The organism is Megasphaera sp. NM10 (assembly GCF_000417505.1).
Classification (GTDB): Bacteria; Bacillota; Negativicutes; order Veillonellales; family Megasphaeraceae; genus Megasphaera; species Megasphaera intestinihominis.
Window position 1 is genome coordinate 1 of sequence record NZ_APHY01000009.1, and the last position, 25,223, is coordinate 25,223.

Annotated in this window: 27 protein-coding genes and 5 tRNA genes; 21 read left to right on the forward strand and 11 right to left on the reverse strand. The window is 55.2% G+C overall.

Going from position 1 to position 25,223, the window contains the following annotated elements:
* From NM10_RS01855 to trpA, 3 genes are all read left to right on the forward strand, one after another.
* A partial coding sequence (locus NM10_RS01855) for a phosphoribosylanthranilate isomerase (RefSeq protein ID WP_020309926.1) occupies positions 1–532 on the forward strand: 532 nt, incomplete at its 5' end.
* A 4-nt stretch (positions 533–536) separates the two neighbouring features.
* On the forward strand, positions 537–1,721 hold the full coding sequence (gene trpB, locus NM10_RS01860) for a tryptophan synthase subunit beta (RefSeq protein WP_020309927.1): 1,185 nt from the start codon (positions 537–539) through the stop codon (positions 1,719–1,721).
* On the forward strand, positions 1,714–2,490 hold the full coding sequence (gene trpA, locus NM10_RS01865) for a tryptophan synthase subunit alpha (RefSeq protein ID WP_020309928.1): 777 nt from the start codon (positions 1,714–1,716) through the stop codon (positions 2,488–2,490). Before trpB ends, trpA begins: the two co-directional genes overlap by 8 nt.
* Positions 2,491–2,556: 66 nt before the next feature.
* Here trpA and NM10_RS01870 read toward each other — a convergent pair whose 3' ends face one another.
* From NM10_RS01870 to NM10_RS01900, 7 genes are all read right to left on the reverse strand, one after another.
* Positions 2,557–3,861: a dicarboxylate/amino acid:cation symporter gene (locus NM10_RS01870; protein ID WP_020309929.1), complete on the reverse strand. Its 1,305-nt coding sequence runs from the start codon at positions 3,859–3,861 to the stop codon at positions 2,557–2,559.
* 375 nt (positions 3,862–4,236) lie between these two features.
* Positions 4,237–4,563 (reverse strand): cupin domain-containing protein, encoded by a 327-nt coding sequence (locus NM10_RS01875; RefSeq protein WP_020309930.1) that lies wholly within the window; start codon positions 4,561–4,563, stop codon positions 4,237–4,239.
* 590 nt (positions 4,564–5,153) lie between these two features.
* Positions 5,154–6,461 (reverse strand): nickel-dependent lactate racemase, encoded by a 1,308-nt coding sequence (gene larA, locus NM10_RS01880; protein ID WP_020309931.1) that lies wholly within the window; start codon positions 6,459–6,461, stop codon positions 5,154–5,156.
* 120 nt (positions 6,462–6,581) lie between these two features.
* Positions 6,582–7,199, reverse strand: a complete 618-nt coding sequence (locus tag NM10_RS01885; RefSeq protein ID WP_239639559.1) for a radical SAM protein — start codon at positions 7,197–7,199, stop codon at positions 6,582–6,584.
* A complete protein-coding gene (locus NM10_RS13955; protein ID WP_020309933.1) occupies positions 7,124–7,432 on the reverse strand; it encodes a radical SAM domain protein in 309 nt (102 codons plus the stop codon). Before NM10_RS13955 ends, NM10_RS01885 begins: the two co-directional genes overlap by 76 nt.
* Positions 7,433–7,440: 8 nt before the next feature.
* Positions 7,441–8,802: an AmmeMemoRadiSam system protein A gene (gene amrA / locus NM10_RS01895; RefSeq protein WP_020309934.1), complete on the reverse strand. Its 1,362-nt coding sequence runs from the start codon at positions 8,800–8,802 to the stop codon at positions 7,441–7,443.
* Between the two features lie 310 nt (positions 8,803–9,112).
* Complete coding sequence (locus NM10_RS01900; protein WP_020309935.1) at positions 9,113–10,933, reverse strand: phosphoethanolamine transferase; 1,821 nt, start codon at positions 10,931–10,933, stop codon at positions 9,113–9,115.
* Between the two features lie 205 nt (positions 10,934–11,138).
* On the opposite strand from NM10_RS01900, the gene NM10_RS01905 reads away from it, so the two are divergent.
* The 10 genes from NM10_RS01905 (at position 11,139) to NM10_RS01950 (ending at position 16,192) form a co-directional block, all read left to right on the forward strand.
* A tRNA-Asp gene (locus NM10_RS01905) sits at positions 11,139–11,215 on the forward strand.
* An 8-nt stretch (positions 11,216–11,223) separates the two neighbouring features.
* A tRNA-Phe gene (locus tag NM10_RS01910) sits at positions 11,224–11,299 on the forward strand.
* Between the two features lie 18 nt (positions 11,300–11,317).
* A tRNA-Leu gene (locus NM10_RS01915) sits at positions 11,318–11,403 on the forward strand.
* Positions 11,404–11,436: 33 nt separating this feature from the next.
* Positions 11,437–11,513: transfer RNA gene (locus tag NM10_RS01920), tRNA-Asp, on the forward strand.
* A gap of 25 nt (positions 11,514–11,538) precedes the next feature.
* A tRNA-Leu gene (locus NM10_RS01925) sits at positions 11,539–11,624 on the forward strand.
* A gap of 277 nt (positions 11,625–11,901) precedes the next feature.
* Entirely contained in the window at positions 11,902–12,819 is a 918-nt protein-coding gene (locus NM10_RS01930; protein ID WP_020309936.1) for a metal-sensing transcriptional repressor, read from the forward strand.
* 46 nt (positions 12,820–12,865) lie between these two features.
* Positions 12,866–13,612 carry a macro domain-containing protein gene (locus NM10_RS01935; protein ID WP_020309937.1) on the forward strand — a complete coding sequence of 249 codons (747 nt, stop codon included), beginning with the start codon at positions 12,866–12,868 and terminating at the stop codon, positions 13,610–13,612.
* Positions 13,613–13,615: 3 nt separating this feature from the next.
* Complete coding sequence (locus NM10_RS01940; protein WP_020309938.1) at positions 13,616–14,419, forward strand: CpXC domain-containing protein; 804 nt, start codon at positions 13,616–13,618, stop codon at positions 14,417–14,419.
* Between the two features lie 190 nt (positions 14,420–14,609).
* Positions 14,610–15,452: a D-alanyl-D-alanine carboxypeptidase family protein gene (locus NM10_RS01945; RefSeq protein WP_020309939.1), complete on the forward strand. Its 843-nt coding sequence runs from the start codon at positions 14,610–14,612 to the stop codon at positions 15,450–15,452.
* 32 nt (positions 15,453–15,484) lie between these two features.
* Positions 15,485–16,192: a response regulator transcription factor gene (locus NM10_RS01950; RefSeq protein WP_020309940.1), complete on the forward strand. Its 708-nt coding sequence runs from the start codon at positions 15,485–15,487 to the stop codon at positions 16,190–16,192.
* A gap of 255 nt (positions 16,193–16,447) precedes the next feature.
* Here the strand turns inward: NM10_RS01950 and rbr are convergent, their stop codons facing one another.
* From rbr to NM10_RS01970, 4 genes are all read right to left on the reverse strand, one after another.
* Positions 16,448–16,987 carry a rubrerythrin gene (gene rbr / locus NM10_RS01955; protein WP_020309941.1) on the reverse strand — a complete coding sequence of 180 codons (540 nt, stop codon included), beginning with the start codon at positions 16,985–16,987 and terminating at the stop codon, positions 16,448–16,450.
* Positions 16,988–17,116: 129 nt separating this feature from the next.
* Entirely contained in the window at positions 17,117–17,593 is a 477-nt protein-coding gene (locus NM10_RS01960) for a hypothetical protein (protein WP_020309942.1), read from the reverse strand.
* A complete protein-coding gene (locus tag NM10_RS01965) occupies positions 17,594–18,310 on the reverse strand; it encodes a DUF1700 domain-containing protein (protein ID WP_020309943.1) in 717 nt (238 codons plus the stop codon).
* Positions 18,297–18,605: a hypothetical protein gene (locus NM10_RS01970; protein ID WP_239639560.1), complete on the reverse strand. Its 309-nt coding sequence runs from the start codon at positions 18,603–18,605 to the stop codon at positions 18,297–18,299. Before NM10_RS01970 ends, NM10_RS01965 begins: the two co-directional genes overlap by 14 nt.
* A 147-nt stretch (positions 18,606–18,752) precedes the next feature.
* Here NM10_RS01970 and NM10_RS01975 point away from each other — a divergent pair, with 147 nt between their 5' ends.
* The 8 genes from NM10_RS01975 to hisA all read left to right on the forward strand — a co-directional run bounded on the left by NM10_RS01975 (position 18,753) and on the right by hisA (position 25,222).
* Entirely contained in the window at positions 18,753–18,968 is a 216-nt protein-coding gene (locus NM10_RS01975; RefSeq protein WP_020309945.1) for a DUF951 domain-containing protein, read from the forward strand.
* Positions 18,969–19,077: 109 nt separating this feature from the next.
* Positions 19,078–20,295 carry an ATP phosphoribosyltransferase regulatory subunit gene (locus NM10_RS01980; RefSeq protein ID WP_020309946.1) on the forward strand — a complete coding sequence of 406 codons (1,218 nt, stop codon included), beginning with the start codon at positions 19,078–19,080 and terminating at the stop codon, positions 20,293–20,295.
* 1 nt (position 20,296) lies between these two features.
* Positions 20,297–20,932, forward strand: coding sequence for an ATP phosphoribosyltransferase (gene hisG / locus NM10_RS01985; RefSeq protein ID WP_020309947.1), 636 nt, complete (start codon positions 20,297–20,299; stop codon positions 20,930–20,932).
* Positions 20,933–20,948: 16 nt separating this feature from the next.
* Positions 20,949–22,238 carry a histidinol dehydrogenase gene (gene hisD / locus NM10_RS01990; protein ID WP_020309948.1) on the forward strand — a complete coding sequence of 430 codons (1,290 nt, stop codon included), beginning with the start codon at positions 20,949–20,951 and terminating at the stop codon, positions 22,236–22,238.
* Positions 22,231–23,307: a histidinol-phosphate transaminase gene (hisC, locus tag NM10_RS01995; RefSeq protein WP_020309949.1), complete on the forward strand. Its 1,077-nt coding sequence runs from the start codon at positions 22,231–22,233 to the stop codon at positions 23,305–23,307. Before hisD ends, hisC begins: the two co-directional genes overlap by 8 nt.
* Positions 23,300–23,884, forward strand: coding sequence for an imidazoleglycerol-phosphate dehydratase HisB (gene hisB / locus NM10_RS02000; RefSeq protein ID WP_020309950.1), 585 nt, complete (start codon positions 23,300–23,302; stop codon positions 23,882–23,884). The genes hisC and hisB overlap by 8 nt, the downstream gene beginning before the upstream one ends.
* A complete protein-coding gene (gene hisH, locus NM10_RS02005; protein ID WP_239639561.1) occupies positions 23,881–24,501 on the forward strand; it encodes an imidazole glycerol phosphate synthase subunit HisH in 621 nt (206 codons plus the stop codon). Before hisB ends, hisH begins: the two co-directional genes overlap by 4 nt.
* A gap of 4 nt (positions 24,502–24,505) precedes the next feature.
* Complete coding sequence (gene hisA / locus NM10_RS02010) at positions 24,506–25,222, forward strand: 1-(5-phosphoribosyl)-5-[(5-phosphoribosylamino)methylideneamino]imidazole-4-carboxamide isomerase (RefSeq protein ID WP_020309952.1); 717 nt, start codon at positions 24,506–24,508, stop codon at positions 25,220–25,222.
* Position 25,223: the final 1 nt, after the last annotated feature.

Sequence of the window (25,223 nt, forward strand, 5' to 3'; positions counted from 1 at the left end):
TTATGCCGGTTTCGTCTTTGCCGGCAAGAAGCGCCGCGTCAGCGACGACCAGGCCGCAGCCTCGCGCAAGGCCCTGGACCCGTCTATCCCGGCCGTCGGCGTCTTCGTCGATGACAGTCTGAAACACATAGGGCAGCTGGTGACGGCCGGGACCATCCAGATCGTCCAGCTCCACGGATGCGAAGACGACGCGATGATCGAAGCTGTCCAGCAGACCTTGAAGGTACGGGTCATCAAAGCCTTTTCCATCGCCAGCGAAGCCGATGTCCGGCAGGCCCGGTGCAGCCGGGCCGACTACATCCTGCTCGACCACGGCGCCGGCGGGACCGGGGACTGTTTCGACTGGGCCCTGCTGGCCCATATAGACAGACCGTACTTTCTGGCCGGCGGCCTCAATCCCGACAATGCCGCCCAGGCGGCAGCGCTCCAACCCTTTGCCCTGGATGTGAGCAGCGGCATTGAGACAGACGGCGTGAAAGACAAAGAAAAAATGAAACGATTCATGGCACAAGTACGTGCTTACAGGAGGTAACTACATGAGTACAGGAAGATTTGGCCCCTTCGGCGGTCAATACATACCGGAAACATTGATGAATGAAATCCAGCGCTTGGAAAAAGCGTACAGCCATTATAAGAGTGATCCCGATTTCCAGGCTGAATTGAAAGACTTGCTTGACAATTATGCCAACCGTCCGTCCCTGCTCTACTATGCCGAACGGATGACCAAAGATTTGGGCGGCGCCAAGGTTTACTTGAAGCGCGAAGACCTGAACCATACAGGCGCCCATAAGATCAACAACGCCCTGGGCCAGTGCCTGCTGGCCAAGAAGATGGGCAAGACGCGGGTCATCGCCGAAACCGGCGCCGGCCAGCACGGCGTCGCTACGGCGACGGCAGCGGCTTTCTTAGGCCTGGAATGTGAAGTATTCATGGGCGAAGAAGATACGATCCGCCAGGCCCTGAACGTCTACCGTATGGAACTCCTGGGCGCCAAGGTCCACGCCGTCACGTCGGGCTCGCGGGTCCTCAAGGACGCCGTCAACGAAGCCATGCGCGAATGGGTCAGCCGCGTCGACGATACGCACTACGTCATCGGCTCGACCATGGGTCCTCATCCCTTCCCGATGATGGTCCGCGACTTCCAGTCCGTCATCAGCAAGGAAGCGCGTCAGCAGATCCTCGAACGGGAAGGGAAACTGCCCTCGGCTGTCCTGGCCTGTGTCGGCGGCGGCAGCAATGCCATGGGGATGTTCTACCACTTCATCGGCGATAAAGACGTCAAGCTCATCGGCTGCGAAGCTGCTGGCAAGGGCATCGACACCAAGATGCATGCCGCTACTATGGCCAAAGGGGAAGTCGGCATTTTCCACGGCATGAAGTCCATTTTCTGCCAGAATGAAGACGGTCAGATTGACGAAGTCTATTCCATTTCGGCTGGCCTCGACTATCCGGGCATCGGGCCGGAACACGCTTATCTCCATCAGACCGGCCGTGCTCAGTACATCCCGGTCAAGGACGACGAAGCCGTCGAAGCCTTTGAATACCTGGCCCGGACGGAAGGCATCATCTGCGCTATCGAAAGCGCCCACGCCGTCTACGAAGCCATGCAGATAGCACCGAAGATGAGCAAGGACGACATCATCATCGTCTGCTTGTCCGGCCGCGGTGATAAAGACGTCGCCGCCATTGCAAGATATAAAGGGAGGGACTTACATGAGTAAGATTGGCAACGCCTTTAAGAACGGCAAAGCTTTTATCGGATTCTTGACAGCCGGCGACCCGTCGCTGGACAAGACGTATGAATATATCATGACCATGGAAAAGGCCGGAGCGGACCTCATCGAAATCGGCATCCCTTTTTCCGATCCCATCGCCGAAGGCATCGTCATCCAGGAAGCGGACCTGCGGGCTTTGAAAGCAGGGACGCGCATTGACGACGTCTTTGCCCTGGTCGAACGGGTCCGCAAGGAAACGCAGATTCCCCTGGTCTTTTTGACCTATCTCAATCCCGTCTTCCATTACGGCGCTGAAAAATTCTTTGCCCGCTGCCAGGAAACCGGCATGGACGGCATCATCATCCCCGATATGCCCTTTGAAGAACGCGATGAATGTGCCGCTGCCGCTAAGGCCCATGGCATCGACATCATCTCCATGATCGCGCCGACGTCGAAAGACCGTATCCAGAAAATCGCTAAAGTCGGCGAAGGCTTCCTGTACATCGTTTCCTCCCTGGGCGTCACGGGGACGCGGACGGAAATCAAGACGGACCTCAAGGAAATCATCGATACGGCTAAAGAAGTCACAGACGTACCGTGTGCCGTCGGTTTCGGCATCAACACGACGGAACAGGCCGAAAAAATCGGCCGCGTCGCTGACGGCGTCATCGTCGGCAGTGCCATTGTCAAAATCATCGCTAAATACGGCGACGATGCGGCTCCGCACATCTATGACTACGTCAAAGCCATGAAAGAAGCTACCATTCGCGGCTAACAGTTATGCTAGCCCCTAACAACTAAAAAAAACCGCCGTCTTTAAGACAGCGGTTTTTTTACGCTCTTAATGCTGAGCCGGTGCCGGCTGGGCATCGAGTTCAGAAGCTAAGTCGTGGTCGGTCATGGCACAGACGGCCGAGTCGGACCAGACGTTTTCGGCTGTTTCGATCATGTCGATGATGGTGTAGATCGGCAGGATGATACCCATGATGCCGATAGGCGCACCGATGCCGGACATGAGCGACAAAGTCAGGAAGTAGCAGCCCATGGGGACGCCGGCGTTGCCGATGGCAGCCAGGACGGCGACGAAGAGCCAGGCAATCATGGTGCCCATGGAGAGGTCGAAGCCGCCGTTCTGCATGAGGAACAGGGATGTGACCAGGATGAAGGCGGCACAGCCGTTCATGTTGATGGTCGTGCAGATCGGCAGGACGAAGCGCGATACCTGGGGATGGACGTTGAGGCGCTGTTCAGCCGAAGCCAGGGTGACCGGCAGGGTACCGGCCGAGCTCTTGGTGAACAGGGCGACGGCAATGGCCGGAGCCATCTTGCGGAAGACGTAAATCGGATTGAGGCCGCGGAGGACCAGGAAAATCGGCAGGACGATGAAGAACTGGATGAGGTTGCCGCCGAGGATGACCAGAGTATATTTACCCAGGGCACCGACGATGACCCCGGCTTCAATCTGAGCCGACAGCTGTGCCGAGAAAGCCAGGATGCCGACAGGCAAAATCCAGAGCAGGGCACGGATGAGGGTGAACAGGACTTCCTGTAAGCCCAGGAGGCCTTTCAGGAGGACGGCGCGGTTTTCTGTCTTAGGCATGAAGGCCAGGGCCAGGCCGACAGCAGCAGCGATGAGCATGACCGAGAGGACGTTGCCCGACAAGAACGGCTGGAGCATGTTATTCGGGATGACCGACAGGAAGTGGTCGTAATAGGTGACTTTTTCCAATTTCTGCGGGACATTGGAAACGCCGGAATTGATGAGGTCTACCGGCAGGTTGCCCGGGGCAATCCAGAGGTAGAGTGCCAGGCCGATGGCGGCGGCACAGATGGTCGTCAAGAGCGTGTACGTGACGGCATGGGCGAAGATGCGGCCCGTTTCTTTTTTGGCTCCCAGCGCCGATAAAGTAGTAATGACGGCTAAGGCGATAGTCGGTACGGCAATGAACTGGAATAAGCGCGTGAAAACTGTTGCAATGAAATCAAATAATTGGTTCAGTGCCGGAATGCCGAGCCAGCCTAAGATGGCGCCGATGATCAAGGCGCCCATCCACAAGGCGAATTGACGGCCGCGATGCTGGCCCTGGCTGCCGCGGATGGCTTCCCGGGCTTGTTCTTGGACCCGGTCTTGAGATTCGTTGGACATAATTGTCTCCCCCTTTGATAAATCTAAACGAATTCTATAGAATACCGTTTTAGTATATTATAGAAGAGGGGACGGTTTCTGTCAATGGAGAAGGGACAAGTCAGGTAAAAAAAACACGTAAAAGGACCGATACACACGCGACATATGTCTACCGGTCCTCTACGTTATAGGATTCATATTCATCTCGTTTTTGGTTCTGGTTACTTTAACCTCGTACAAAAATGTTGAAACAATAATCGTTCGTTGCGCTTGGATTTACTAGACTAACCTATTTGAAAAACATCACACCCATTCGAAAAGTTCGAAGCACTTCAATCAAGATAAGTTAATTCGTAATGTTCATCGACGAACGCTTGCTGATCCTATGGACATTATTTAGTTGTTAATGATCAACGCAATGAAAACTAAATCGTTCTGACTTTTGTTTTCCAAGCTGTGACCCTTACCATCTGATGTGTAAGTAACGTCTCCTGGTTTAACGGTCCGGATTTCTCCGTTGTCGTCATATTCTCCCTCTCCGGAAAGGATGTAATATGCTTCTGCGTTGTCACTGTGAACGTGATAGCCTAAGGAACATCCAGGTTTCAATGTGATTTCGGCGAACATACCTACCTTGTCTTTCAGCTCGGTGGCGCTCAGAAGTTTTCTCTTCAAGATGTACCCCTTACCGCCGGCGGCATGTTCTACTTTCTCTATTTCCACTGGACTCCCCCCTTTCTAATGCGCTTACAAAGGAAGCAACTTACTTGCGATTCCTTTCGCATCTCTTGGCTATATTATAGCATAGGATTTTACGCTTGTCATGAGGTATACGAAAATATATTATGTTATTTGCGCATTAAATAATAGATGCGTATAGCCTTTGGGAATAATGGGGGGGGGCGCGGTCCGCAGGTCGCAGGTCGCAGTCCGCAGGCCTCCCCTGATAGGGGAGGTGGCCTGAAAGGCCGGAGAGGTTGCATTTTCGAACCCGCTTGTGAAAATCCCGTAACCTGCACGGTGATTCAAAAAGCAATCTCGCAGTCAGCTGCGCTGACAGCTCTCCTATGAGGAGAGACTTGGGATAGGACATCAAAAGGCGCTGTCGCATAAAGACAGCGCCTTTTTGAGTATTAAGTTTGTAGTTTTTAGTGAAGGCTTTTAAATTTAAAGCCCTCTTCTACAAACTCTGTACTACAAACTTTCAGGAGAAAGGGGCCTTTCATGATGGTAAAAGCCTTCGTGCGCCCCCTACGGGTTATGGAATTAGGCGGGACGCCCAAAGGACGTCCCCTACGGGACCAATAATGAGGTTATTTGTCCTGTAAAATCGGCATGATTTTGGTGGCATGGGGCATGATGTTGATGGCGTAGTCCTTGTCTTTGCCCTGTTCTTTCAGTTTCTGCTGTGCCAGGTCCCATGCTTCCTGGACGGTTTCGACCGGAATCTGGCCAGTGCGGCGGATGTCGTTGAAGTTACGCGGCAGTGTGACCAGGATGACCGTGTCCTTATGAGTCAGGCAGAAGAGGTTGAAGGCGACGAAGAAGGGGATAGTGAAGTGTGCCCGCAGGGCTTTTTCCATGTCTTCCATCGTGTCGTATTTGAAGCTGTCCATGTAGATGGCCGGTTCTTTGATGTCCCGGGCTTCCATGATGGCGATGATGATGCCGCCGTCTTTGACAGCCATTTCAGCCGGATCGTAGCATTTGCAGCCCTGGTAGAGGCTGACGTCGCTGGGATAACCGCCGGCGCAGGCGATGACGACGTCCGATTTTTCTTTCATCGGGACGCGCTGGATGTCGAGGACGGCTTCCGTGCCGGCCCGCCATGCTTCGTACCAGTCGCCGCCGACCATGCGGCAAATTTCACCGTCGCCGTTGATGACGGAATGGACGAGGAAGCACGGATTGATCTTGCTGCAGGCTTCGACCATGTCATCGTTGAGCGGGTTGCCGTCGATCTTGAGGGCCCGCGTCTTGGGATTGATGCCGTGGCCGAATTCGTCAGCTAAAGCGTGGCAATGGTTGCGCTGGATCGTTTCAAAACCGGAGACGCCCGGCAGGATGAGCTTGCGGCCGCCGCCGTAACCGGCAAAGAGATGGGTCGTAATGCCGTCGACGATGATAACTTTGTCGGCGTCGACGACGTGTTTATTGAGTTTCAATGGTGTGCCGAGCTTGGTCGTACCGAAGTCGACGAGAGTCGGATCCATGCAGTCGTGCTGATAGGTCTTGATGCGGCGGACGACTTCTTCGCCGCAGACGAGGACGTCTTCTTCCGGCGTCTGGGCGCGGTGCGAGCCCTGGGCAAAGACGATGTAGATGTCGTCATCGGGGATGCCGGCCAGGTTCAGTTCGTCGATGATATAGATAAGGAATTGATTGGAATGGTTCCACGTGCGGGTGACGTCGGCGACGACGAGGCAGACCTTATCGCCTTTCTGGACTTTTTCCTGCAACGGGGCGCTGCCGATAGGATGACGCATGCAGTCGATCGTCGCCTGTTTGACGTCGACGGCAGGGACGTGTTTCCCTTCCATGACCCCGACAATGTGTTCTTCCGGGAGCTTGACAGTCTGCGTAGTTTCACCAATATTAAAAGTAAATTCCTTTAATGCCATTCTTTACCACCACTTCTTTTTAAAAATTAAAAATAAACTGTAACTTATTATATCATGTTCAAAACAGTGCGCAAGTTTAAACTTTACGATAATCGTTTAACGTACAAGGGATAGCATCAGCTAGACATTGCCTAGATAGACGTAGTGAAGATAAGGAATGGCCGCGGCCTGCAGCTTCTTCAGCGTTTCTACAGGTGTCACCGGGGCAGACCAGTGGTACTGCGGGAAATAGCGGGTCAGATGCAGGGGGATGTCCGGTAAAATGGATGCCAGCCAGCGGGCTTCGGCGTCCATCTGGGCCGGGTCATCGTTTTCGCCGGGAATGACCAGCGTCGTCACTTCGACATGGCTTACGGCAGCGGCCGCTTCGATCGTGTCCAGCACAGGCTGGAGAGATGCTCCGCAGAGGGACTGGTAGAAGTCCTGGGAAAATCCCTTGAGGTCGATGTTCCAGGCGTCGATATAGGGAAGCAGGGCCTGGAGTGGTTCTTTTTCGATATAGCCATTGCTGACCATGACGTTTACCAGGCCGGCTTTGTGGACGAGGCGGGCCGTCTGGATGATGAATTCATAGCTCAAGGTCGGTTCGTTGTAGGTGTAGGCCAGACCGATGCTGCCGTCGGCCCTATAATGCCGGGCCAGGGCCAGGGCCTGCTCCGGTGTCAGTTCCCGAAAGGCGCTTCCTGCTGGGAAATCTGCCAGTTCTGACAGAAGGGGCAGGTGAAATTGCAGCCCCACGAACCCAGGGACAAGATGGCAGAACCGGGATGGAAGCGATAGAGGGGCTTCTTTTCGATAGGGTCCAGGGCGATGGCCGTGCATTGGCCGTAGTTCAGGGCCTGGAGGTTCCTGCCATCGTAATAGCGGGTCTGGCAGCGGCCGCGATGGCCCTGGGCGATGTGGCAGTGATGGGGACAGAGACGGCAGCGCGCCTGGCCGGACGGGTCGATTTCATAATAAGCGGCTTCCATGGTCTCACCTACTTATAGCGCGTGACTGTGAAGCGGTAGAGGTCAGGCTGGACCTGAGGCGGGATGCCGGCTTTTTCCTTGGCAATGGCGATTTGCTGCTGGACCGTGTCGACGCCTTCCAGGTCGGGCAGTAAGAGGCCCGTCTGGGCATGGCTCATGACGATGACGCCGTACTTCTTGGAATCCAGGTCGGCTGGTGAAGCTACGGCTTCGGGCTGGCCCAGGACGTCGACGGAAATATCGATGTCTTTCAGTTCGTCCAGGCTGACCGGGTAGAAGCGCGGGTCCCGCGTCGCAGCCGATACGGCGTTGTGGATGATTTCACTGGCAATATTCATCTGCATGGGCAGGAAGGTGCCGATGCAGCCGCGCAGGCGGCTTCCCTTGTGGAGGGACACGAAGGCGCCGGCCTTGTCCTGCAGGTCTTCAGGCAGGTATTTGGGTACGTTCATGAAGGCATGGTGCGTCAGGTAGTACGAGATGCTTTCCCGGGCCAGGCGGACGCGGATGTCGGCGACAGCCGGTTTTTCAGCCCGTTTTTCCTGGCCTTCCGGCAGGTACAGGGCGACGCCATAGCCGACGCCGAAGGGCCCTTCATAGGAATAAATCGGCATGACCGGGCGGAAATGGCGCAGGGCGCCGAAGAGGAAATACACCGACGGCAGGCCGCACATGCCGGCTTCGTCGATGAGGCTGCGGCTCATAGTCTTTAAGATGGCCGGGTCCTGTTTTTGCAGGGCCTCCATGACGGTCTTGTCGAAGATGGCCCCTTTCGGCGTGTAGCCGTTCGGCGAACCGGGCAGGAGACGGTGCGACAAGTCGCCCGATGCGATGATGGCGATGCGCCGGCCCAGTCGGGCAGCGGCCTGGACGACGAGATCGCCTAAGAGGCTCATGCTGTCATAGTCGTCGAAGCGCGGCGCCATGAGGACGACCTGGCCCGTGAAGCCGGCCTGGCGAAGGTAATATAAGGGGACGAAAGTGCCCTGGTCGACGTAGAGGGGATGGCCGAAGCGGTCGCTCCAGGCGGCATCGAGTCGGTATACGTCGGTCTTGGGCGTGGCTGTTTCAAAGATTTCTTCGGCCAGGTCCATATCGGTGCGGACATCCATGGCCAGCTCCGGATAGCCGAAAGCGTCGAGGTTGCCGTAGAGGCGGGGCGTTTCCACGAGCGTTGCCCCGTCGGGGAAGACGTAGTTATGAGGCGACATGATGACCAATGTTTCCGGTTTCTGGCTGATGATCAAGCGGGCAGCCGCCTGTACGGCCCGGACCGTGGCGTCTATCTTTCGCAGTTCATCGCCGCCGATTTCCGGCAGCATAATCGGCGGATGGGGAAATAACCCCGCTGCGACACAAGCATGTTCCATAAAAAAACCTCCCTCATAATGGTATATGTCTATTATACCATTATGAGGGAGGTTTGACTAAAGGGCTTGTCGCACGACGACAAGCCCTTTAAAGTGGTTAGCGGCTAGCAGTTAGTTGTTAGCAGATGGCTTTAAATTTAAAGCTATCGCTTCAAACATCATACATCAAACATTAAAGAGAAAGGAATCATGCATGATGGCAGAAACCTTCGTACGACAGCGGCCTGTGAAAGCGGTTCAGGGGATTCCCGCAAGCGGGACGCCCTTTGCGGCCTGCGAACTGCGGGCCGCCTTAACAGGCCGGCCCCTACTAGTATTCCGTGTCTTCCATGAGGCTGGTCTTGCCGAAGCGGGTCTTCAGGTCTTTCCGTTCCATGCTCCATTTGGACGAGGCGATGGACATGGTCGGGTCGTAGTTCGGCGATTCCATGTTGAGGACGCCGCAGATGAATTCGTATTCCAGGTCGTTGGTGAAATACTTGTCCTTATTGGCCTTGATGGCTTTGACGACGTCGGGATTGCGCTGCTGGTAGCCTTCAGACAAGTAGCAGAACATGGGGATGCGCAGGACTTTGAAGCTGGCACTGTCTGGCTGGCGGGCGACGTCGGGATCGCTGCCGTGATCGGAGAAGTAGATCATGGCGTCGAGGTTGAGGTTATCCCGGGCGTAGTCGTAAATCTGCGACAGGACCCAGTCCGTATAGAGGACGGTGTTGTCGAAGTCGGCTTCCTGGTTAATCTTGCCGTCGTTGAATTTCTGGAACTCTTTCGGGTAGCGGTTGCGGTATTCGATGTGGCTGCCCATGACGTGGAGGACGACGAAGTTCTTTTCCTTCGGATCGACGCGTTTGAGGAACTGCAGGAGCGCGCCGTCCAGGGTCGATTCTTTCAGGTCCCGGTCGACCCATTCGGAGACGTCGGCCGTGTTGGCAACCAGCGTAATCGGTGTATCGGCGACGCCGACGGAGCCCTGGTTGCTGAACCAGTAGGTCTTATAGCCGGCCTTCTTGGCCATGTCGATGATGGAAATGGATTCGTTGAAAGGCTTATCGTTGTAGAAATTCGATTCCGTCAGGGCGTGTTCCAGGACGGGGACCGTGTACCAGACGCAGCTGTAGGCGTTGGTGAACAGCGTGAAGTCCGGATTCGATTTCATCGCCGTCAGCCACGGTGTATTGGGCACGTGGTCCGGATTGTAGGCATTCATCAGCGTCCGCGTTTCCGATTCGCCGATGACGACGATGACCGTGTTGGGATAGTCGGCCGGATGGAGCTGGACGGCCTGGAGGGCATTGTATTTTTCGTCGTGGTTTTCGGCATATAAAGCCGAGCGCTGCATGTAGTCGTGCGTGTCGATGAAGGTCCGGATCGGGAAGGCTTCCGGGAAGATTTCTTCGCTCAAGGCGCCGACAGACGGGGCGATGATGAGCAGCAGCGAAGCCAGGGGGATGATCTTGCGGTAGACGTGTGTCCGGGGCAGGATGTTCTGGCGATAGTTCAAGAGGAACAGGGCTCCCAGGATCAGGGCCAGGGCGACGGCGATGGCGGCTACCTTGAACAGACCCAGGGAGTGGAAGTATTCCAGCGTTTCTGCCGGTCCCGTCTGGAAGATGAGCAGGGCGCCGGACGTGGTGATCGACGAATTGTAGAGGAAATAGTAGACCCACTGCAGCAAAATGATGAAGAACGCTGCGAACTGGACGAGGGTCATGAAGACGGCCCCGATTTTGTGGGGGAGATACTGCCGGACAATCATGTTCAGGCAGAAAAAGATAGCAAAAAAGTATAGTCCTACATATATATCATATATATTGTTCAAGTAAATCGTATTCGTATTGATCAGGGAAATGTAACTCAAGTAAGGGCCCGTAATGATCCAGCCCAGGCCGATGAGGGCCGGCGGGATGATGGCGCCTGGTGACAAGTGCTTCCAGTACAGGGCCAGGGACAGGACGACAGCACCGACGCCGGGCAGCAGGCCGAACGTCATGTCTTCGATATTGTCGGGACCCATGCCCAGGGAGACGAGAAACTGCCATTCAAAGCAGAAGCCGTAGACTACGGCGAAGATGATAAGCAGCGGCAGGAGCCGATGACGACATTTGCTGATTGCCTTCGTTGCATGAACCATGTTGTTTGTTCTATCCTCTCTTAATCTCTTTGTAAAAACGGTGTAAACAAAGCATACCGGCTATATTATACATCAAATGTAGCCGATAACATAGAGGGATTTTCGGAATTATTGGAAAAAAAGATAAAAAAAGACTTGCCAAAAATGCCGTGTCATGGTAGAATAGTTTTCGTTGAGGCACTCCGTGCTGATACAATGGTGAAACGGCCCCGTGGTGTAGCGGTTTAACATGTCGCCCTGTCACGGCGAAGATCGTCAGTTCAAATCTGATCGGGGTCGCCACTTTTTTTGCTCAGGTAGCTCAGTCGGTAGAGCAGGGGACTGAAAATCCCCGTGTCGGCGGTTCAATTCCGTCCCTGAGCACCAACATCAATTACCTATCATGCGGTTGTGGCGGAATGGCAGACGCGCTACTTTGAGGGGGTAGTGAGCGAAAGCTCATGGGGGTTCAAGTCCCCCCAACCGCACCATAGCTTCTCACAAGAGGAGCGCTGAATAGAAACGGCCCCGTGGTGTAGCGGTTTAACATGTCGCCCTGTCACGGCGAAGATCGTCAGTTCAAATCTGATCGGGGTCGCCATATTCTTTTTTTAACAATTTTATATGCGGTTGTGGCGGAATGGCAGACGCGCTACTTTGAGGGGGTAGTGAACGAAAGTTCATGGGGGTTCAAGTCCCCCCAACCGCACCATGTAAAAAGGGCTTGTCGTATGACGACAAGCCCTTTTAAGTGATTAGTGGCTAGTTGTTAGTGGTTAGCGGATGGCTTTAAATTTAAAGCTTTTCTCTGCAAACTACAAACTCCGAACTATAAAGAGATAGGGACCACGCATGATAGCAACAGCTTTTGTGCGACAGTCCCTTTTTTAGCAGTTCGTGTTTCGTAGGGGCCACGAGCCACGAACCACGAGCCACGAGCCACGAACCACGAGCTACTGCTTACTATAAAATCAAAAAGGGGAATCCCTATGGATAAGGAACATATATTTTTTGAAAATTATGCCAGGAACTGGGACCGCGACCGCAAGGCCGACGCCAAAATCTTGTCGTCTTTCATGGAGCTGGCAGGGATACGGCCCGGTTCGGTCATACTCGATGCCGGCTGCGGGACAGGCGTGCTCCTGCCGTATTTGTCGGCGGCTGCCGGTGATGATGGGACCGTCGAGGGCTTCGATTATTCCCAGCAGATGATTGATGTGGCCAAAGAGAAATTTTCTTACCTGGCCAATGTCACTTTTACGACAGGCGATGTCCTGAAATACCATTTCCCGGAAAAACATTATGATGTCGTCTGCTGCCTTAATTTTTATCCCCATATCGCCAGTCACAGCCGCGACGTCATCCGTCGCCTCTATAAGGCCATGGTGCCGGATGGGACGCTGCTCATCATGCACGATATGCCCCGCAAGGCCGTCAACGCCATCCACGGCGGCCAGCCTGTGCTGCCGCCGGTCGATGTCCTGGAAGAGAAATTGATCAGCGCCGGGTTTTCCGTCGTCATCGCCATGGATACGGACCGGTTCTATCTCATCAAAGTCGTCAAGGAGGCTGACGAAGCCGATTTCGTCTACGACGACGAGGAACAGCCGGCCGGCGTGGCGTCCCATCCCCTCCATCACGGCCATCACCATACGGAAACGAAGCGTGTCCTCAACCGCCTGTCGCGCATTACGGGCCACGTCGAAGCCATCAAGCGCATGATCGAAGACGGCCGCGACTGCAGCGACGTCCTGGTCCAGCTGGCCGCCGTCCATTCGGCCGTCGCCGGTGTGAGCCGGGTCATCCTCAAGGACCATATCGACCACTGCATCATCGATGCCATCCGTGAACACGACGCAGATGCCGTAGAAAATCTCAAGAAAGCTATTAATACCTTTGTCAAGTAATGGTATAATAAGACCAGAGTATCCATTTGGAAAGGGTGTGACCACGATGCAGTTTCGTGTAGTATTAGGTGATTTATCGGAGTGGAAGGCCGACGGGATCGTATATTCTGCCAGCTCGACCCTCTTGCCAACGAATAGCGTCAGCAGTAAGATTCATCAGAAAGGCGGCTTGTCTTTTTCCGCCTCGTGCCGTACGATCGGCATGTGCCACGTCGGCAGTGCTGTCATGACCAAGGGTTATAAATTGAAGGCGCCTTTCATCATCCACGCTGTCGGGCCGTACTGGGTAGGCGGCAAGCGCGGTGAAGAAGGGGAATTGTTGTCGGCCTATAAGAAGGCCATCCATCTGGCCGATGAAAAGCATTTGAAGCACGTCGCTTTTGCTTCGCTGAGTACGGAAGAAAAACGCTACCCCCTGCAGCGCGCTGCCGCTGCCGTCGTCCCCTTGCTCCTGACCGACGGAACCGGCTTCGACCGCATCGACATGGTCTGCACGAGCCCGGAAGAACAGGAAGCCTATACGAAAGCGGCTGTCTTCTTCTGGCTCCGCCATCTCGGAGACGCTGCCGGCAATGAACAGGCGGCCATGATGGAAGAAGCCGGCGCTGCCCTGGCCCTGCTGCAGAGCCGCGATGATGCACCGGACCCGATTGCCTTGTCGGAAGAGGTCAAGAAAATCGAAGCCATCGTCCATCCTTTCTTGAAGTTGAGGAAACGCAGCCTCGTAGACATCGAACAGGCTGCATCGCAGATCATGGCCTTGTATCCGGCCAGCAGTGCGGAAGGAGTGTAACCCATGGCAAAAAGAAACGGAACCCATGATCTGGACGTCACCGTCCAGTGCCCGGCCTGTCATGAATACGGCGTCTTCCATACGTGGGATGTCATCGACACGGCTGATGCGAAATTGAGCGAACGCGTTCATTTCGACGAAAATCTATTTTTCTACACGTGCCCTCATTGCCACGCCAAGATCCACATGGAAAGCAAGTGCCTCTACATCGACCGGGACAAGAAGCTCCTGGTCTGGCACATCCCGGATCCGAAAGAACGGGTCACGTCGAAGGAAGTCCAGGATGCCCTGGGTTCGCCGTCCTTCACGACCTATACCTGCCGGGCTGCCCTGACCTGGGGCGAATGGCGGGAAAAGATCATCGAACTGGAAGGCTCTTATGATGACCGCCTCTATGAAATTATCAAATACGGCGCTTATCAGCTCCTGAGCCAGGAAGACAAGGAACGCCTGCCCCTGGAAGCCTATCACATCGACTATGCCGACGATAGCCACGATCCGGACAAGCTGGCCCTGGTCTTCATGCAGGAAGATGCCAAGGGTATGGCCTATGTCTATCCCATTACAGAACATTTGAAAGAAGTGACCAAGGATATCTTCCTGCCCATCATCGAACAGATCGCCGATGCCAACCGCAAGGCCCAGTTCGACCGTTTCGGCTATTCCTGGGCCCGCCAGTTCACGACGTACATCATCAAGGCCGCCGAAGAAGACAAGAACCGCGAAACCTATGGCAACCTCATCGGTTTCTGGGTCAAGACCATTGGCGACGAAATCTTCCGGGCCGAAGTGAAGCCGGAAAAATAATGGTTTGCGGCGGGCCGCCTTGACAGGACGGCCCCTACAAGCCACTAGCCACTAAAGAGGCTGTCGCATGACGACGGCCTCTTTTTATTGACAGATGTTTTAATTAAAAATATAATAAAAATAATGGGTTATTGTAGGATTTGTATTCCCTGGCAATTCATAATTTTGTTAGATAGGAAGGAGACATTGGATGTTTTCTATTTTAAAGCGTATTATGCTGACGACGGTCATTGCTGTCGGTTTTATGATTGGCTCCATGACGGTGACGGCTCAGGCCGATATGCCGCCGACGATTGCTGAATCGGCCTGCATGATCGACGTCGATACAGGTAAGGTATTATATCAGGTCTATCCGACCAAGTGGGTCCACCCGGCGAGCACGACGAAAATCGTCACCCTCATTACGGCCCTGGACCAATATAAGGATAAGCTGGACCAGCCCTTGCAAATTTCCTGGGAAGCTGCCAATACGGAACCTTCCTGCCTGGGGATTGCACCGGGCGATCCCATTTCTATCCGTGAAGCCCTGCGGGGCATGATGGTCGTTTCCGGGAACGATGCCGCTGTCGCCGTCGCCCAGACTTTAGGGGGTTCTGTCGCCGGCTATGCGGAAAAGATGAACCAGGAAGCGGTCAAAATGGGAGCTACCCATACGAATTTCGTCAATCCCAACGGCTTGACGGCAGCCCATCACCACACGACGGCCATCGACATGGCCAAGATGGCTGCGTACGGGATGAAGAACTTCCCTGAATTTCGTTATATTGTAGGACTCAAATCCTATGATGTAAAATACATGGATGGTCGGGAACCGAAGCACGTCACGACGACGAACCATTTCCTGACCAGCGGCTATCCCGGCGCGAACGGCGTCAAGACAGGCTTTACCAATGCTGCTGGCGAATGTCTCGTTGCTTCGGCAACGCGCGACGGCCATACGCTGGTCTTGGTCCTGTACAACGACGACAACCGCTGGACCGATGCACCGACCATTTTAGATTACGGCTTCCGGAGATTGCAGACGGGGAAATAGCCTGACCGGGAGCGCAACGAGGGGGTATAGTTATGGCGCACGTTTTGATTATTGAAGATGACAGTATGATCGCTGCCATCGAACGGGACTTTCTTGAGGCCAACGGCTTTGAAGTATCCGTAGCCATGACGGGAAAGGAAGGCCTGAAGATCTTTGATGGCGGAGCCATCGAAGCAGTCCTGTTGGACATCGGCCTGCCTGACACGGATGGCTTCCTGTTGTGCCGCAAACTGCGGGACATCAGCAACGTCCCCATCCTTTTCATCACCGCTCGGGGGAGCGACGACGATAAGATCAAGGGATTGGGACTCGGTGCTGACGATTATATCGTCAAGCCTTTCAATCCATCGGAAATGATGGCCCGCCTGAAGGCCCATCTGGAAATCCATCAGAGACTGTTAGGGGTACGTTTCCAGGATGCCGATGACAACAAACCGGATATCCAAGTCGGCGACTTGCGCATTTTCATCAAGCGCCACCAGGTTTTCCGGGGAAAAACAGAAATCAATCTGACTGGGAAAGAATTCAATCTGCTCTTGTTCCTGGCCCGTCATCCCAACCAGGTCTTCTCCAAGAAGTACCTCTTCGAGATGATATGGCATCTCGATGCCCTGGGCGAACTGGCGACGGTGACGGTCCACGTCAACCGCCTGCGGGACAAGCTCAACGAAGTCGAACCGGAATTCACGGCAATCGAAACCGTTTGGGGAAACGGTTATCGCTTCCGCGTAGAAGAATAAAAAAAAATAGGCTGTCGCAAATGCGACAGCCTATTTTTTACTGTAGGGGTCGCCGCGTGGGCGACCCGCTGGATATTTGGTGACAACCTCTCTGGCCGGAAAATCGCTCATGTTCTGGGGCGGGCTTGCCACGTGCAAGCCCCTACGAAGCTAGTCACCAGCCAGAGCTGCCAGCCAGAGCTACTAACCACGAGCCACGAACCACGAACCACTAAAAAAGGAGCTGTCGCAATGCGACAGCTCCTTTTTTCACTATTAGTAATTAACGTTGCGGAGTTCGAAGAAGGACTGGGGATGTGCACAGACCGGGCAGACTTTCGGAGCTTCGACAGCTTCTACGATGAAGCCACAGTTGCGGCAGATCCAGGTCTTCTTGTCGGATTTCTTGAAGACTTCCTGTTTTTCGACGTTAGCCAGGAGAGCGAGGTAGCGTTCTTCGTGGTGTTTTTCGATTTCAGCGACTTTTTCAAATAAGAAGGCGATTTTGTCGAAGCCTTCTTCACGGGCTTCTTTAGCGAAGGTCGGGTACATTTCCGTCCATTCGTAATGTTCGCCGGCAGCAGCGTCTTTCAATGCGTTGATGTCGTTGGGCAGTTCGCCGCCGTTGAGGAGTTTGAACCAGATTTTAGCGTGTTCTTTTTCGTTGTTAGCCGTTTCTTCAAAGAAAGCTTTGATCTGTTCGTAGCCTGCTTTTTTAGCTACGCTGGCATAATAGGTGTACTTGTTGCGGGCCTGGGATTCACCTGCAAAGGCAGCCTGTAAGTTTTTTTCTGTTTTCGAACCTTTTAATTCCATAATTCATTTCCTCCTTGATAAAAAAGTCATATTTGAAATTATTTTTTAGCACCTCTTTGGGTTGATTTCATTGTAGCACTTTTTAACTCTGATGTCAACGGATAATTATTATTCGTTAGTAGAAAACTTTTAACGGGCCCGGTTGTTGTCGTGGCCGTCTGCCGTATGGTCCCGGTCGCCAGCATGGCTGCTGTTCTGACTGCTGCTGCGGCTGTTCTGGCTCTGGCTGCTCCGGGAAGACGACGACTGGCTGCTGCGGCTCTGGGATTGGGAGCGGCTGTGGCTGGTGCTGTCGTCGCGGGTATAGGAATCCCACTTCGATTTGACCGTGTCGCCGGCATCTTCGGCCGAGTCCTTGAGGCTGCCGTATTTCGCCTTGAACTGGGCTTCAATCTGGTCCGCTTTTTCCGGGTACATGGCCTTCAGTTTAGCCAGGAGTTCGGCCTTGCTGGCATTTCCCTTATCCAAGGCACCCTGGATTTCTTTATACTCTTTATAATAGGCCATCCAATGCTTCAACGGGCCGTAATCGTTGCTCATGAAGGATGTGTAGCTGCCGAAGGCGCAGGCCAGTGTCAGGATGAGGAAGATGAGGACGCGCTTCATTTACTGCGCCCCCTTCCCGCGGGCTGCGGCGTGGCAGGCCTGGCTGGCCGAGCTGGCCGTCATGGCGGCGAAGAGGACCGTCAGGACGACGAGGACCCGCGTCACCAGGGAGAGCGTCGGCAAGGGCAGGAGGTCCGTATAGGCATAGGCCGGGATGAAGGAAATGCCGATGGCTGCCAGGATGACGATGGCCAGGGCCAGGTAAAGGAAACCGCTGAGGATACCGAAGAGGGTCCCCAGGACGTCCATGAAGGGGCTGGCGACGGCTTTGGCCGCTTTGCCCATCTGGCTGTCGCCGTCGTTCCAGTTGAAGTCCTTGCCCGTCTTGGCGGCTTCGGCGGCGTAGCGCTGGCGCATGACCTGTTCCCGGTCGTAACGGCGCTGCTGCTGGGCCAGCTGCTGCTGACAGTAGTATTCGTCGTCCCGGTCTTGGTCATAGAAGACGCGGTCTTCCACGCCCGGCCCGAAATCGCCGTAGGCGCCGTATTCGTTGCCGGGCATACGCGGGTTGTCTTCGGGGACGATGGGTTCGCCGATATAATAGCGGTAAATGTTCTTGGGATGTCCCAGTTTACAGCAGATTTCTTCTTCCGACCTGCCTTCTTTGGCACCGAGGCGGAACTGTTCTTCGCAGTCTTCGATGATGCCTTTTAAATCATTTTTGTCGCTCTTGCGAAAATAGTAGCGCAAGAGGTCCATAAATTCATTCTTTCTCATGCTTTACTCTGTCAGGCCCTTCCTTTCCCGTGAGTGCTTCATAGCGCTGGTGAAACGTCGCCCCGTACTGCCAGGCAGCGACGCTGATGGCGGCGATGGCGATGATGACGATGAAGATGGCAAATACCGGCATGTCCGGCAAAAAGGCGACCGATGCCAGGGGCTCTTTTTCCAGGGCGATGCAGATGGCCACCCAGGCCAGGAGCGCGATGGCGCAGACCGTGCAGATCGTGCCGATGATGTAACAGCTGAGATAGGACCGGCGCAGGCTCTGCCGGCTCATCGATGATTTCAAAGCAATTCCTCCTCTTCAATTCATTACCTGTTATCTTAACACAGGCACTATAGCAGGTCAATCACGGCGGCCCATTCCCTTGCGAAGGGGGGCCTGGGGCTATATAATGATATATAATTCTATTTGTCTTTTGAAGGAGGAATTTTGATGGCTGATTTTGTCCGTTATTATGTAGGTGATGTCGTTCAGATGAAGAAGGCCCATCCCTGCGGCTGCAATGAATGGGAAGTGCTGCGCATCGGCGTCGATTTCGTCATCCGCTGCACCGGGTGCGGCCACCGGGTCATGATTCCCAGGCCAAAATTTGAAAAGTCTGTAAAGGAACGATTAAAATGCGCTGGTGATGAAAGTGAAAAAGCGTAAAAAGTTAGAAAAAGGTATTTTTATTTTTAGGACTTTGTGGTACAATATTCAACAGCCAATATTTTAATGCTTTACTAGAATAAAGAATTAAAGAAAGGGAGGTCATAGGATGAACAACAATACCTTGGATGGAGTGAAGATGCTCCACCATGATGAAATGCGCAATTATGACCGGATCCAGGGGAAAATCATTTCTGTCATTATGAACCACGGCTGTAAGATTATTGAAACGCCGAGTTTTGAAGATTACGATGTATACCAGCACTTCTTTCCACAGCTCCGCCAGCAGATGGTCAAGACCATCGATACCGATGGCCGTGTCCTGGTCCTGCGGCCGGATGTGACGCTGCCTCTCGTCGAAACGGCAGCCCGCGAATTCCCGCGCTCGAACCAGCTGCTCAAGTTCGGTTATGTCAGTACAGTCTTCCGCGAATACTACGGCCGGTCGACGTATGGCAAGGATTTCCTGCAGGGGGGCATTGAAATCCTGGGCGACTCCAGCCCCGAATGTGACGGCGAAGTCATCGTCACGGCGGCTGAGATCCTCAAGGCCGTCGGCGTCGAAAACATCCGCATCGACATCGGTACGGCAGCCTATACGCAGGCATTGTTCGATGGCCTTCCCATTTCGGAAGAAGAGAAAGAAACGCTCAAAGGCTATATGGCCGACCGCAACCTCGTGGCCTGCAAGTCCTATATCGCCGCCCTGCCGGTATCGGCCGATGCCCGCAAGGCCCTGGAAGCCCTGCCGGTCCTCTTCGGGCCCTATGCCCAGACCCTGAGCAAGGCCCGAGATTACTCTATCAACAGCGGCATGCTCAACGCCCTGTCGCGGCTGGAACGGGTCTATGACTACATCCTTTATGCCGGCTATGCCGATAAGGTCCAGCTCGACTTCGGCTTTGCCAGCCGCCTGGGCTACTATACGGATACGGTCTTCAAGGTCTACGTCGACGGCGCTCTGTACGACATCATCGACGGCGGCCGCTATGACCAGCTGTCGTCGCGGTTCGGCGTCGACCGCCCGGCCTGCGGCTTCGGCATGAACATCAATTTATTGTATGAATACATGAACGATGCCGGCCTGTTGGAAGATACGGAACCGTCGTTCCAGATGGCCGTATCCTATACAGCCGGCGACCAGACCCTGGTCCGGGACCTCATGAACTGGCGCAGCCGCGGCTTCCGCGTCGCCGCCTATCCCGATTCGTCCTTCATCGACAGCGGCGATTACAGTATCCACGCTATTTACCGCAACGGCTCGTACTATAAGGACGGCAAGGCCATGACGGCCGAAGAATTGGAAGCACTCATGGGGAGGTTGTAACATGGCGATTCATATTGCACTGGCCAAGGGCCGTATTCATAAAGTGGTCATGAAGTATTTAGCCGAAAGCGGCTATGATTTCCCGACGTATTCCGAAGAGAGCCGCAAGCTCATCTTTGAAGACGCCAAGGGCCAGCTCAAAGTGACCCTGGTCAAGTCGCCTGACGTCGCTGTCTACGTCGAACGCGGCGCCGCTGACGTCGGTATCGTCGGCAAGGACGTCCTCATCGAAGAAGCGCCGGGCGCCGACGTCTACGAAGTCATGGACCTGGGCATCGGCCGCTGCCGCATGGCCGTCGCCGGTATCGCCGGCAAGAAGGTCGACATGACCAAGCGCATCACTATCGGCACGAAATATCCGCGCATTGCCCGCAGCTATTTCGAGGCCAATCATCACAGCGTCGACATCATCAAGCTCAACGGGTCCGTTGAACTGGCACCGATCGTCGGCTTGTCCGATGTCATCGTCGATATTGTCGAAACGGGCAATACTTTGAAGGCCAACGGCCTGGAAGTCCTGAAATACTTCATGGATTTCAGTGCCCGCATGATTTGCAATCCCGTTTCCTTTAAGATGAAATATAACGAAATCCAGCAGCTCATGGATGTCATCCGTGAACACAGCATGAAGGCATAACTAAGGGGGAGTTAGAGTGGAATGGATAGATGCACCCAGTGAAGGGTTGACCTTACGCGACATTCGCCGCATTACTAAACGGGACCAGGCAGAAAGTGAAGACATCCGCAAGGCTGTCGAAGCTATCCTGGCCGACATCGAACAGCGCGGTGACGCCGCTGTCCGGGAATATACGAAACGCTTCGATGGCGTCGACCTCGACAGTTTCCTCGTTTCGCCGGAAGAAATCGACGATGCCGTCGACATCGTCGGTCCCGATTTCATGGCCATTCTGGAAGAAGCGGCCGCCAACATCCGGGCCTATCATGAACGCCAGGTCGAACAGACCTGGATCGACACCTTCCGTCCCGGCGTCCGCCTGGGGGCCAAGTTCACGCCTATCCAGCGCGTCGGTGTCTACGTCCCCGGCGGCACGGCGGCCTATCCGTCGACGGTCCTTATGGACACCATCCCGGCCCACGTCGCCGGCGTCCCGTCCATCGCCGTCTTTACGCCGCCTGCCAAAGACGGGTCGGTCAATCCCTACATCCTGGCTGCGGCCCATGTCGCCGGCGCTACGGAAATCTATAAAGTCGGCGGTGCCCAGGGCATTGCCGCTGCCGCTTACGGTACGGAAAGCATCCCGCCGGTCTTCAAGATCGTCGGCCCGGGCAACGCTTACGTCGCCATGGCCAAGCGCCTGGTCTTCGGCACTGTCGGCATCGACATGATCGCCGGCCCCAGTGAAGTCGGCGTCCTGGCCGACCACGACGCCAATCCGGTCTGGGTCGCTGCTGACCTCCTGGCCCAGGCCGAACACGACCGCCGGGCCGCCGTCTTCCTGGTCACGCCCAGCGCCGCCTTTGCCCGCGAAGTCGAAGCTGAAGTCCGGCGTCAGCTGGAAGAACTGCCGCGCAAGGACATCGCTGCCGAATCCATTGAAAAACACGCCAAGTTCTTCATCGTCAAGGATAAGGACCAGGCCGTAGATATTATGAACCTCATCGCGCCGGAACACCTGGAAATCGCCTTCAGCGACGCCGAAACGTGGGCCAAGAAAATCGTCAATGCCGGTGCTATCTTCATGGGGCCCTATACGACGGAACCCCTGGGCGACTACTTCGCCGGCCCCAACCATACCCTGCCGACTATGGGGACGGCGGCTTTCTCGTCGCCCCTCGGCGTCTATGATTTCGTCAAGCGCAGCAGCCTCCTGGAATACGATAAGGACGCTTTCACAGCTGTCGCCGACAAGGTCATGCGCTTCGCCAATGTAGAAGGATTGCAGGCTCACGGCCTGGCTGTAAGGAGGAGAATCGATGAATAATAACTGGCTTCGCAATACCATCCGCTCTTTTGAACCCTATGTCGTCCCGGAAATCCGGGAGCATACGGTCATCAATGCCAATGAAAGTCCGTACAACCTCTTTGATTTCCCCAAGGTCAAAGCCGATTTCCTGGAACGCCTGGCCAAGACGCCGTCGTACCACTATCCGGACCCCTTTGCCGAAGAACTGCGGGCAGCCCTGGCGAAATACGTCGGCTGCCAGCCTCAGGAAGTCCTCGTCGGCAATGGCGGCGATGAAATCATCAGCCTCATCATGAATACCTTCCTCAATCCCGGCGATACGCTCCTGACCCATACGCCGACCTTCGACATCTACGGCATCGACGCCGAAGTCCTCGGTGCCAAGGTCGTCACCGTGTCCGACCTCGACGGCTACCGCCGCAATCGCGACGGCCTCCTGGCCAAAGTGAAGGAACTCCAGCCGAAAGTGACGGTCCTCTGCAACCCGAACAACCCGACAGGGGAACTGCTGCCCCTGGATTACGTCGAAAGCCTGGTCCAGGCTGCCGACAATATCGTCGTCGTCGATGAAGCGTACTTGGAATTTGCCGGCGCGCCGAGCATCATTACCAAACTTGCCCAGTACGACAACCTCATCGTCATCCGCACCTTGTCCAAGGCCTTCGGCCTGGCCGGCTGCCGCGTCGGCTATGGTGTGGCTCAGAAGGAAGTCATCGACGCCCTGGGATTGACCAAGCTCGTCTATAACATGAACATCCTCTCGCAGAACGCTGCCCTGGCCGCCATGGACTATGCCGATGACATCCTGGCCCACAACATCCCGCCGACCCTGGCAGCGCGCCAGCATTTCATGGACGCCTTAAAGGACGTGCCGAATCTTACGGTCTATCCCAGTGCGACCAACTTCGTCCTGGTCCGCGTCCCCGACGGCCCGGCCATGGTCAAGGCCCTGCACGACGCCGACATCTGCGTCCGCTCCTATAAGGCGGCAGACCTCAAGAACTGCCTGCGCATCACCATCACCACGGACGACGTCGTCCGCCGCGGCGTCGCCGTCATGACCGAGGAGGCGAAGAAATATGCGTAGTGCCCAGGTCGAACGGGAAACGGCAGAGACGCAGATCGCCGTCTCCCTCAACATCGACGGCTCCGGTACCTTCGGTGGCACGACGGGCATCGGTTTCTTCGACCACATGATGAACCTCCTGGCCTGCCACAGCGGCATGGACATTACTCTCCACGTCCACGGTGATCTCGACGTCGACACGCATCACACCATCGAAGACCTGGCCATCGTCTTTGGCGACGCCCTGACCCGGGCCCTGGGCGACAAGAAGGGCATCAACCGCTACGGCATGTTCTACTGCCCCATGGACGAAGCCCTGACGCGGGTCGTCATCGACCTCAGCGGCCGGCCCTACCTGGTCTACGACGTGAAACTCGCCGTCGAACGCATCGGGACCTTTGAAACGGAAATGCTCAAAGAATTCCTCTATGCCCTGGCCGTCCACGGCCGCATGAACCTGCACGTCACCAATCTCTATGGCGAAAATGCCCACCACATCGTCGAATCGGTGTTCAAAGGGCTGGGCCATGCCTTGAAGGAAGCCGTCCGCATCGAAGGCGACGAAACGAGTGTCTTGTCGACAAAAGGGGTGTTATGATGAAGATTGCGATTATCGATTATGAAGTTGGCAACCTGGCCAACGTATACAATGCCTGGAAACGCCTGGGCATCGAAGCGGCCATTACCCGCGACCCGGCTGTCATCCGCGACGCTGATTTGGTCGAACTGCCCGGCGTCGGTGCCATCCGCGATGCCATGGGGAACTTACAGAAATTCGACCTCATCCCGCTCCTGCAGGAACAGGTCCAGAGCGGCAAGTTCTTCATGGGCGTCTGCCTGGGCATGCAGGCCCTCTTTGAAAAGAGCTACGAAGGCGGCACCTACGACTGCCTGGGTTTCCTGCCCGGCGACATCGTGCCCTTCCACACGAAACTGAAAGTGCCCCACATGGGCTGGAATGAGTTGGAATTCCGCCAGGAACACTGGCTCCAGAAAGGACTGCCGGCTCATCCTTACGTCTATTTCGTCCATTCCTACCATAAATCGCCAGTGGATACGCCCGACGTCATCGCTACGGCCGATTACGGCCAGCCCGTCCCGGCTATCTGCGGCAAAGACAATGTCCTGGGCTTCCAGTTCCATCCGGAAAAGAGCGGCCGCGTCGGCGAACAGCTCCTCCGGAACGTCGTCGATTACGTCATGAAGAAAGGGTGAGACTATGATCGTATTTCCCGCTATCGATATCCAGAACGGCCATGCTGTCCGCCTGCGCCAGGGCGTCAAGGACGACAGTACGACCTATTTTGAGAACCCCGTCGACGCTGCCGTCAAATGGTGCGACGAAGGGGCCATGTTTCTCCACGTCGTCGACCTGGACGGCGCCTTTTCGGGCAAACTGACCAATGCCTCGATCATCGGCGACATCTGTGAAGCCGTCGATATCCCCGTCGAAGTCGGCGGCGGCATCCGCAGCGAAGAAGCTATCGAAACGTATCTGGAAGCCGGTGTTAACCGCGTCATCATCGGGTCCAAAGCCGTCGAAGACCCGGAATTCATTACGGCTATGGCCAAGAAATACGGCTCGTCCCTGGCCGTATCCATCGACGCCAAGGGCGATGTCGTCGCTACCCGCGGCTGGGTCGACGGCAGTGACAAGAAGGTCCTGCCCTTTGCCCAGTCCATGCTCGACATCGGCATCAATACCCTGGTCTATACGGACATCAGCCGCGACGGCATGCTGACAGGGCCGAACTTTGAAATGCTCAGCCAGCTCCAGCAGCTGCCCTTCATCCGCCTCATCGCGTCCGGTGGCATGAGCAGCATCGCTGATCTGAAGAAATTACAGGCCATGGGCGTCTACGGTGCCATCACCGGCAAGGCGCTCTACGAGGGGAAAATCACGATGGCCGAAATCCGCGCATTAGGGGGAATGTAAG

Bases quoted from the DNA above. Each gene is read 5' to 3' on its own strand.
- trpB (WP_020309927.1), top strand. From the start codon at position 537: ATGAGTACAGGAAGATTTGGCCCCTTCGGCGGTCAATACATACCGGAA.
- trpA (WP_020309928.1), top strand. From the start codon at position 1,714: ATGAGTAAGATTGGCAACGCCTTTAAGAACGGCAAAGCTTTTATCGGA.
- NM10_RS01870 (WP_020309929.1), bottom strand. From the start codon at position 3,861: ATGTCCAACGAATCTCAAGACCGGGTCCAAGAACAAGCCCGGGAAGCC.
- larA (WP_020309931.1), bottom strand. From the start codon at position 6,461: ATGGCATTAAAGGAATTTACTTTTAATATTGGTGAAACTACGCAGACT.
- NM10_RS13955 (WP_020309933.1), bottom strand. From the start codon at position 7,432: ATGGAAGCCGCTTATTATGAAATCGACCCGTCCGGCCAGGCGCGCTGC.
- amrA (WP_020309934.1), bottom strand. From the start codon at position 8,802: ATGGAACATGCTTGTGTCGCAGCGGGGTTATTTCCCCATCCGCCGATT.
- NM10_RS01900 (WP_020309935.1), bottom strand. From the start codon at position 10,933: ATGGTTCATGCAACGAAGGCAATCAGCAAATGTCGTCATCGGCTCCTG.
- NM10_RS01930 (WP_020309936.1), top strand. From the start codon at position 11,902: ATGGATAAGGAACATATATTTTTTGAAAATTATGCCAGGAACTGGGAC.
- NM10_RS01935 (WP_020309937.1), top strand. From the start codon at position 12,866: ATGCAGTTTCGTGTAGTATTAGGTGATTTATCGGAGTGGAAGGCCGAC.
- NM10_RS01940 (WP_020309938.1), top strand. From the start codon at position 13,616: ATGGCAAAAAGAAACGGAACCCATGATCTGGACGTCACCGTCCAGTGC.
- NM10_RS01945 (WP_020309939.1), top strand. From the start codon at position 14,610: ATGTTTTCTATTTTAAAGCGTATTATGCTGACGACGGTCATTGCTGTC.
- NM10_RS01950 (WP_020309940.1), top strand. From the start codon at position 15,485: ATGGCGCACGTTTTGATTATTGAAGATGACAGTATGATCGCTGCCATC.
- rbr (WP_020309941.1), bottom strand. From the start codon at position 16,987: ATGGAATTAAAAGGTTCGAAAACAGAAAAAAACTTACAGGCTGCCTTT.
- NM10_RS01960 (WP_020309942.1), bottom strand. From the start codon at position 17,593: ATGAAGCGCGTCCTCATCTTCCTCATCCTGACACTGGCCTGCGCCTTC.
- NM10_RS01965 (WP_020309943.1), bottom strand. From the start codon at position 18,310: ATGAGAAAGAATGAATTTATGGACCTCTTGCGCTACTATTTTCGCAAG.
- NM10_RS01975 (WP_020309945.1), top strand. From the start codon at position 18,753: ATGGCTGATTTTGTCCGTTATTATGTAGGTGATGTCGTTCAGATGAAG.
- NM10_RS01980 (WP_020309946.1), top strand. From the start codon at position 19,078: ATGAACAACAATACCTTGGATGGAGTGAAGATGCTCCACCATGATGAA.
- hisG (WP_020309947.1), top strand. From the start codon at position 20,297: ATGGCGATTCATATTGCACTGGCCAAGGGCCGTATTCATAAAGTGGTC.
- hisC (WP_020309949.1), top strand. From the start codon at position 22,231: ATGAATAATAACTGGCTTCGCAATACCATCCGCTCTTTTGAACCCTAT.
- hisB (WP_020309950.1), top strand. From the start codon at position 23,300: ATGCGTAGTGCCCAGGTCGAACGGGAAACGGCAGAGACGCAGATCGCC.
- hisH (WP_239639561.1), top strand. From the start codon at position 23,881: ATGATGAAGATTGCGATTATCGATTATGAAGTTGGCAACCTGGCCAAC.
- hisA (WP_020309952.1), top strand. From the start codon at position 24,506: ATGATCGTATTTCCCGCTATCGATATCCAGAACGGCCATGCTGTCCGC.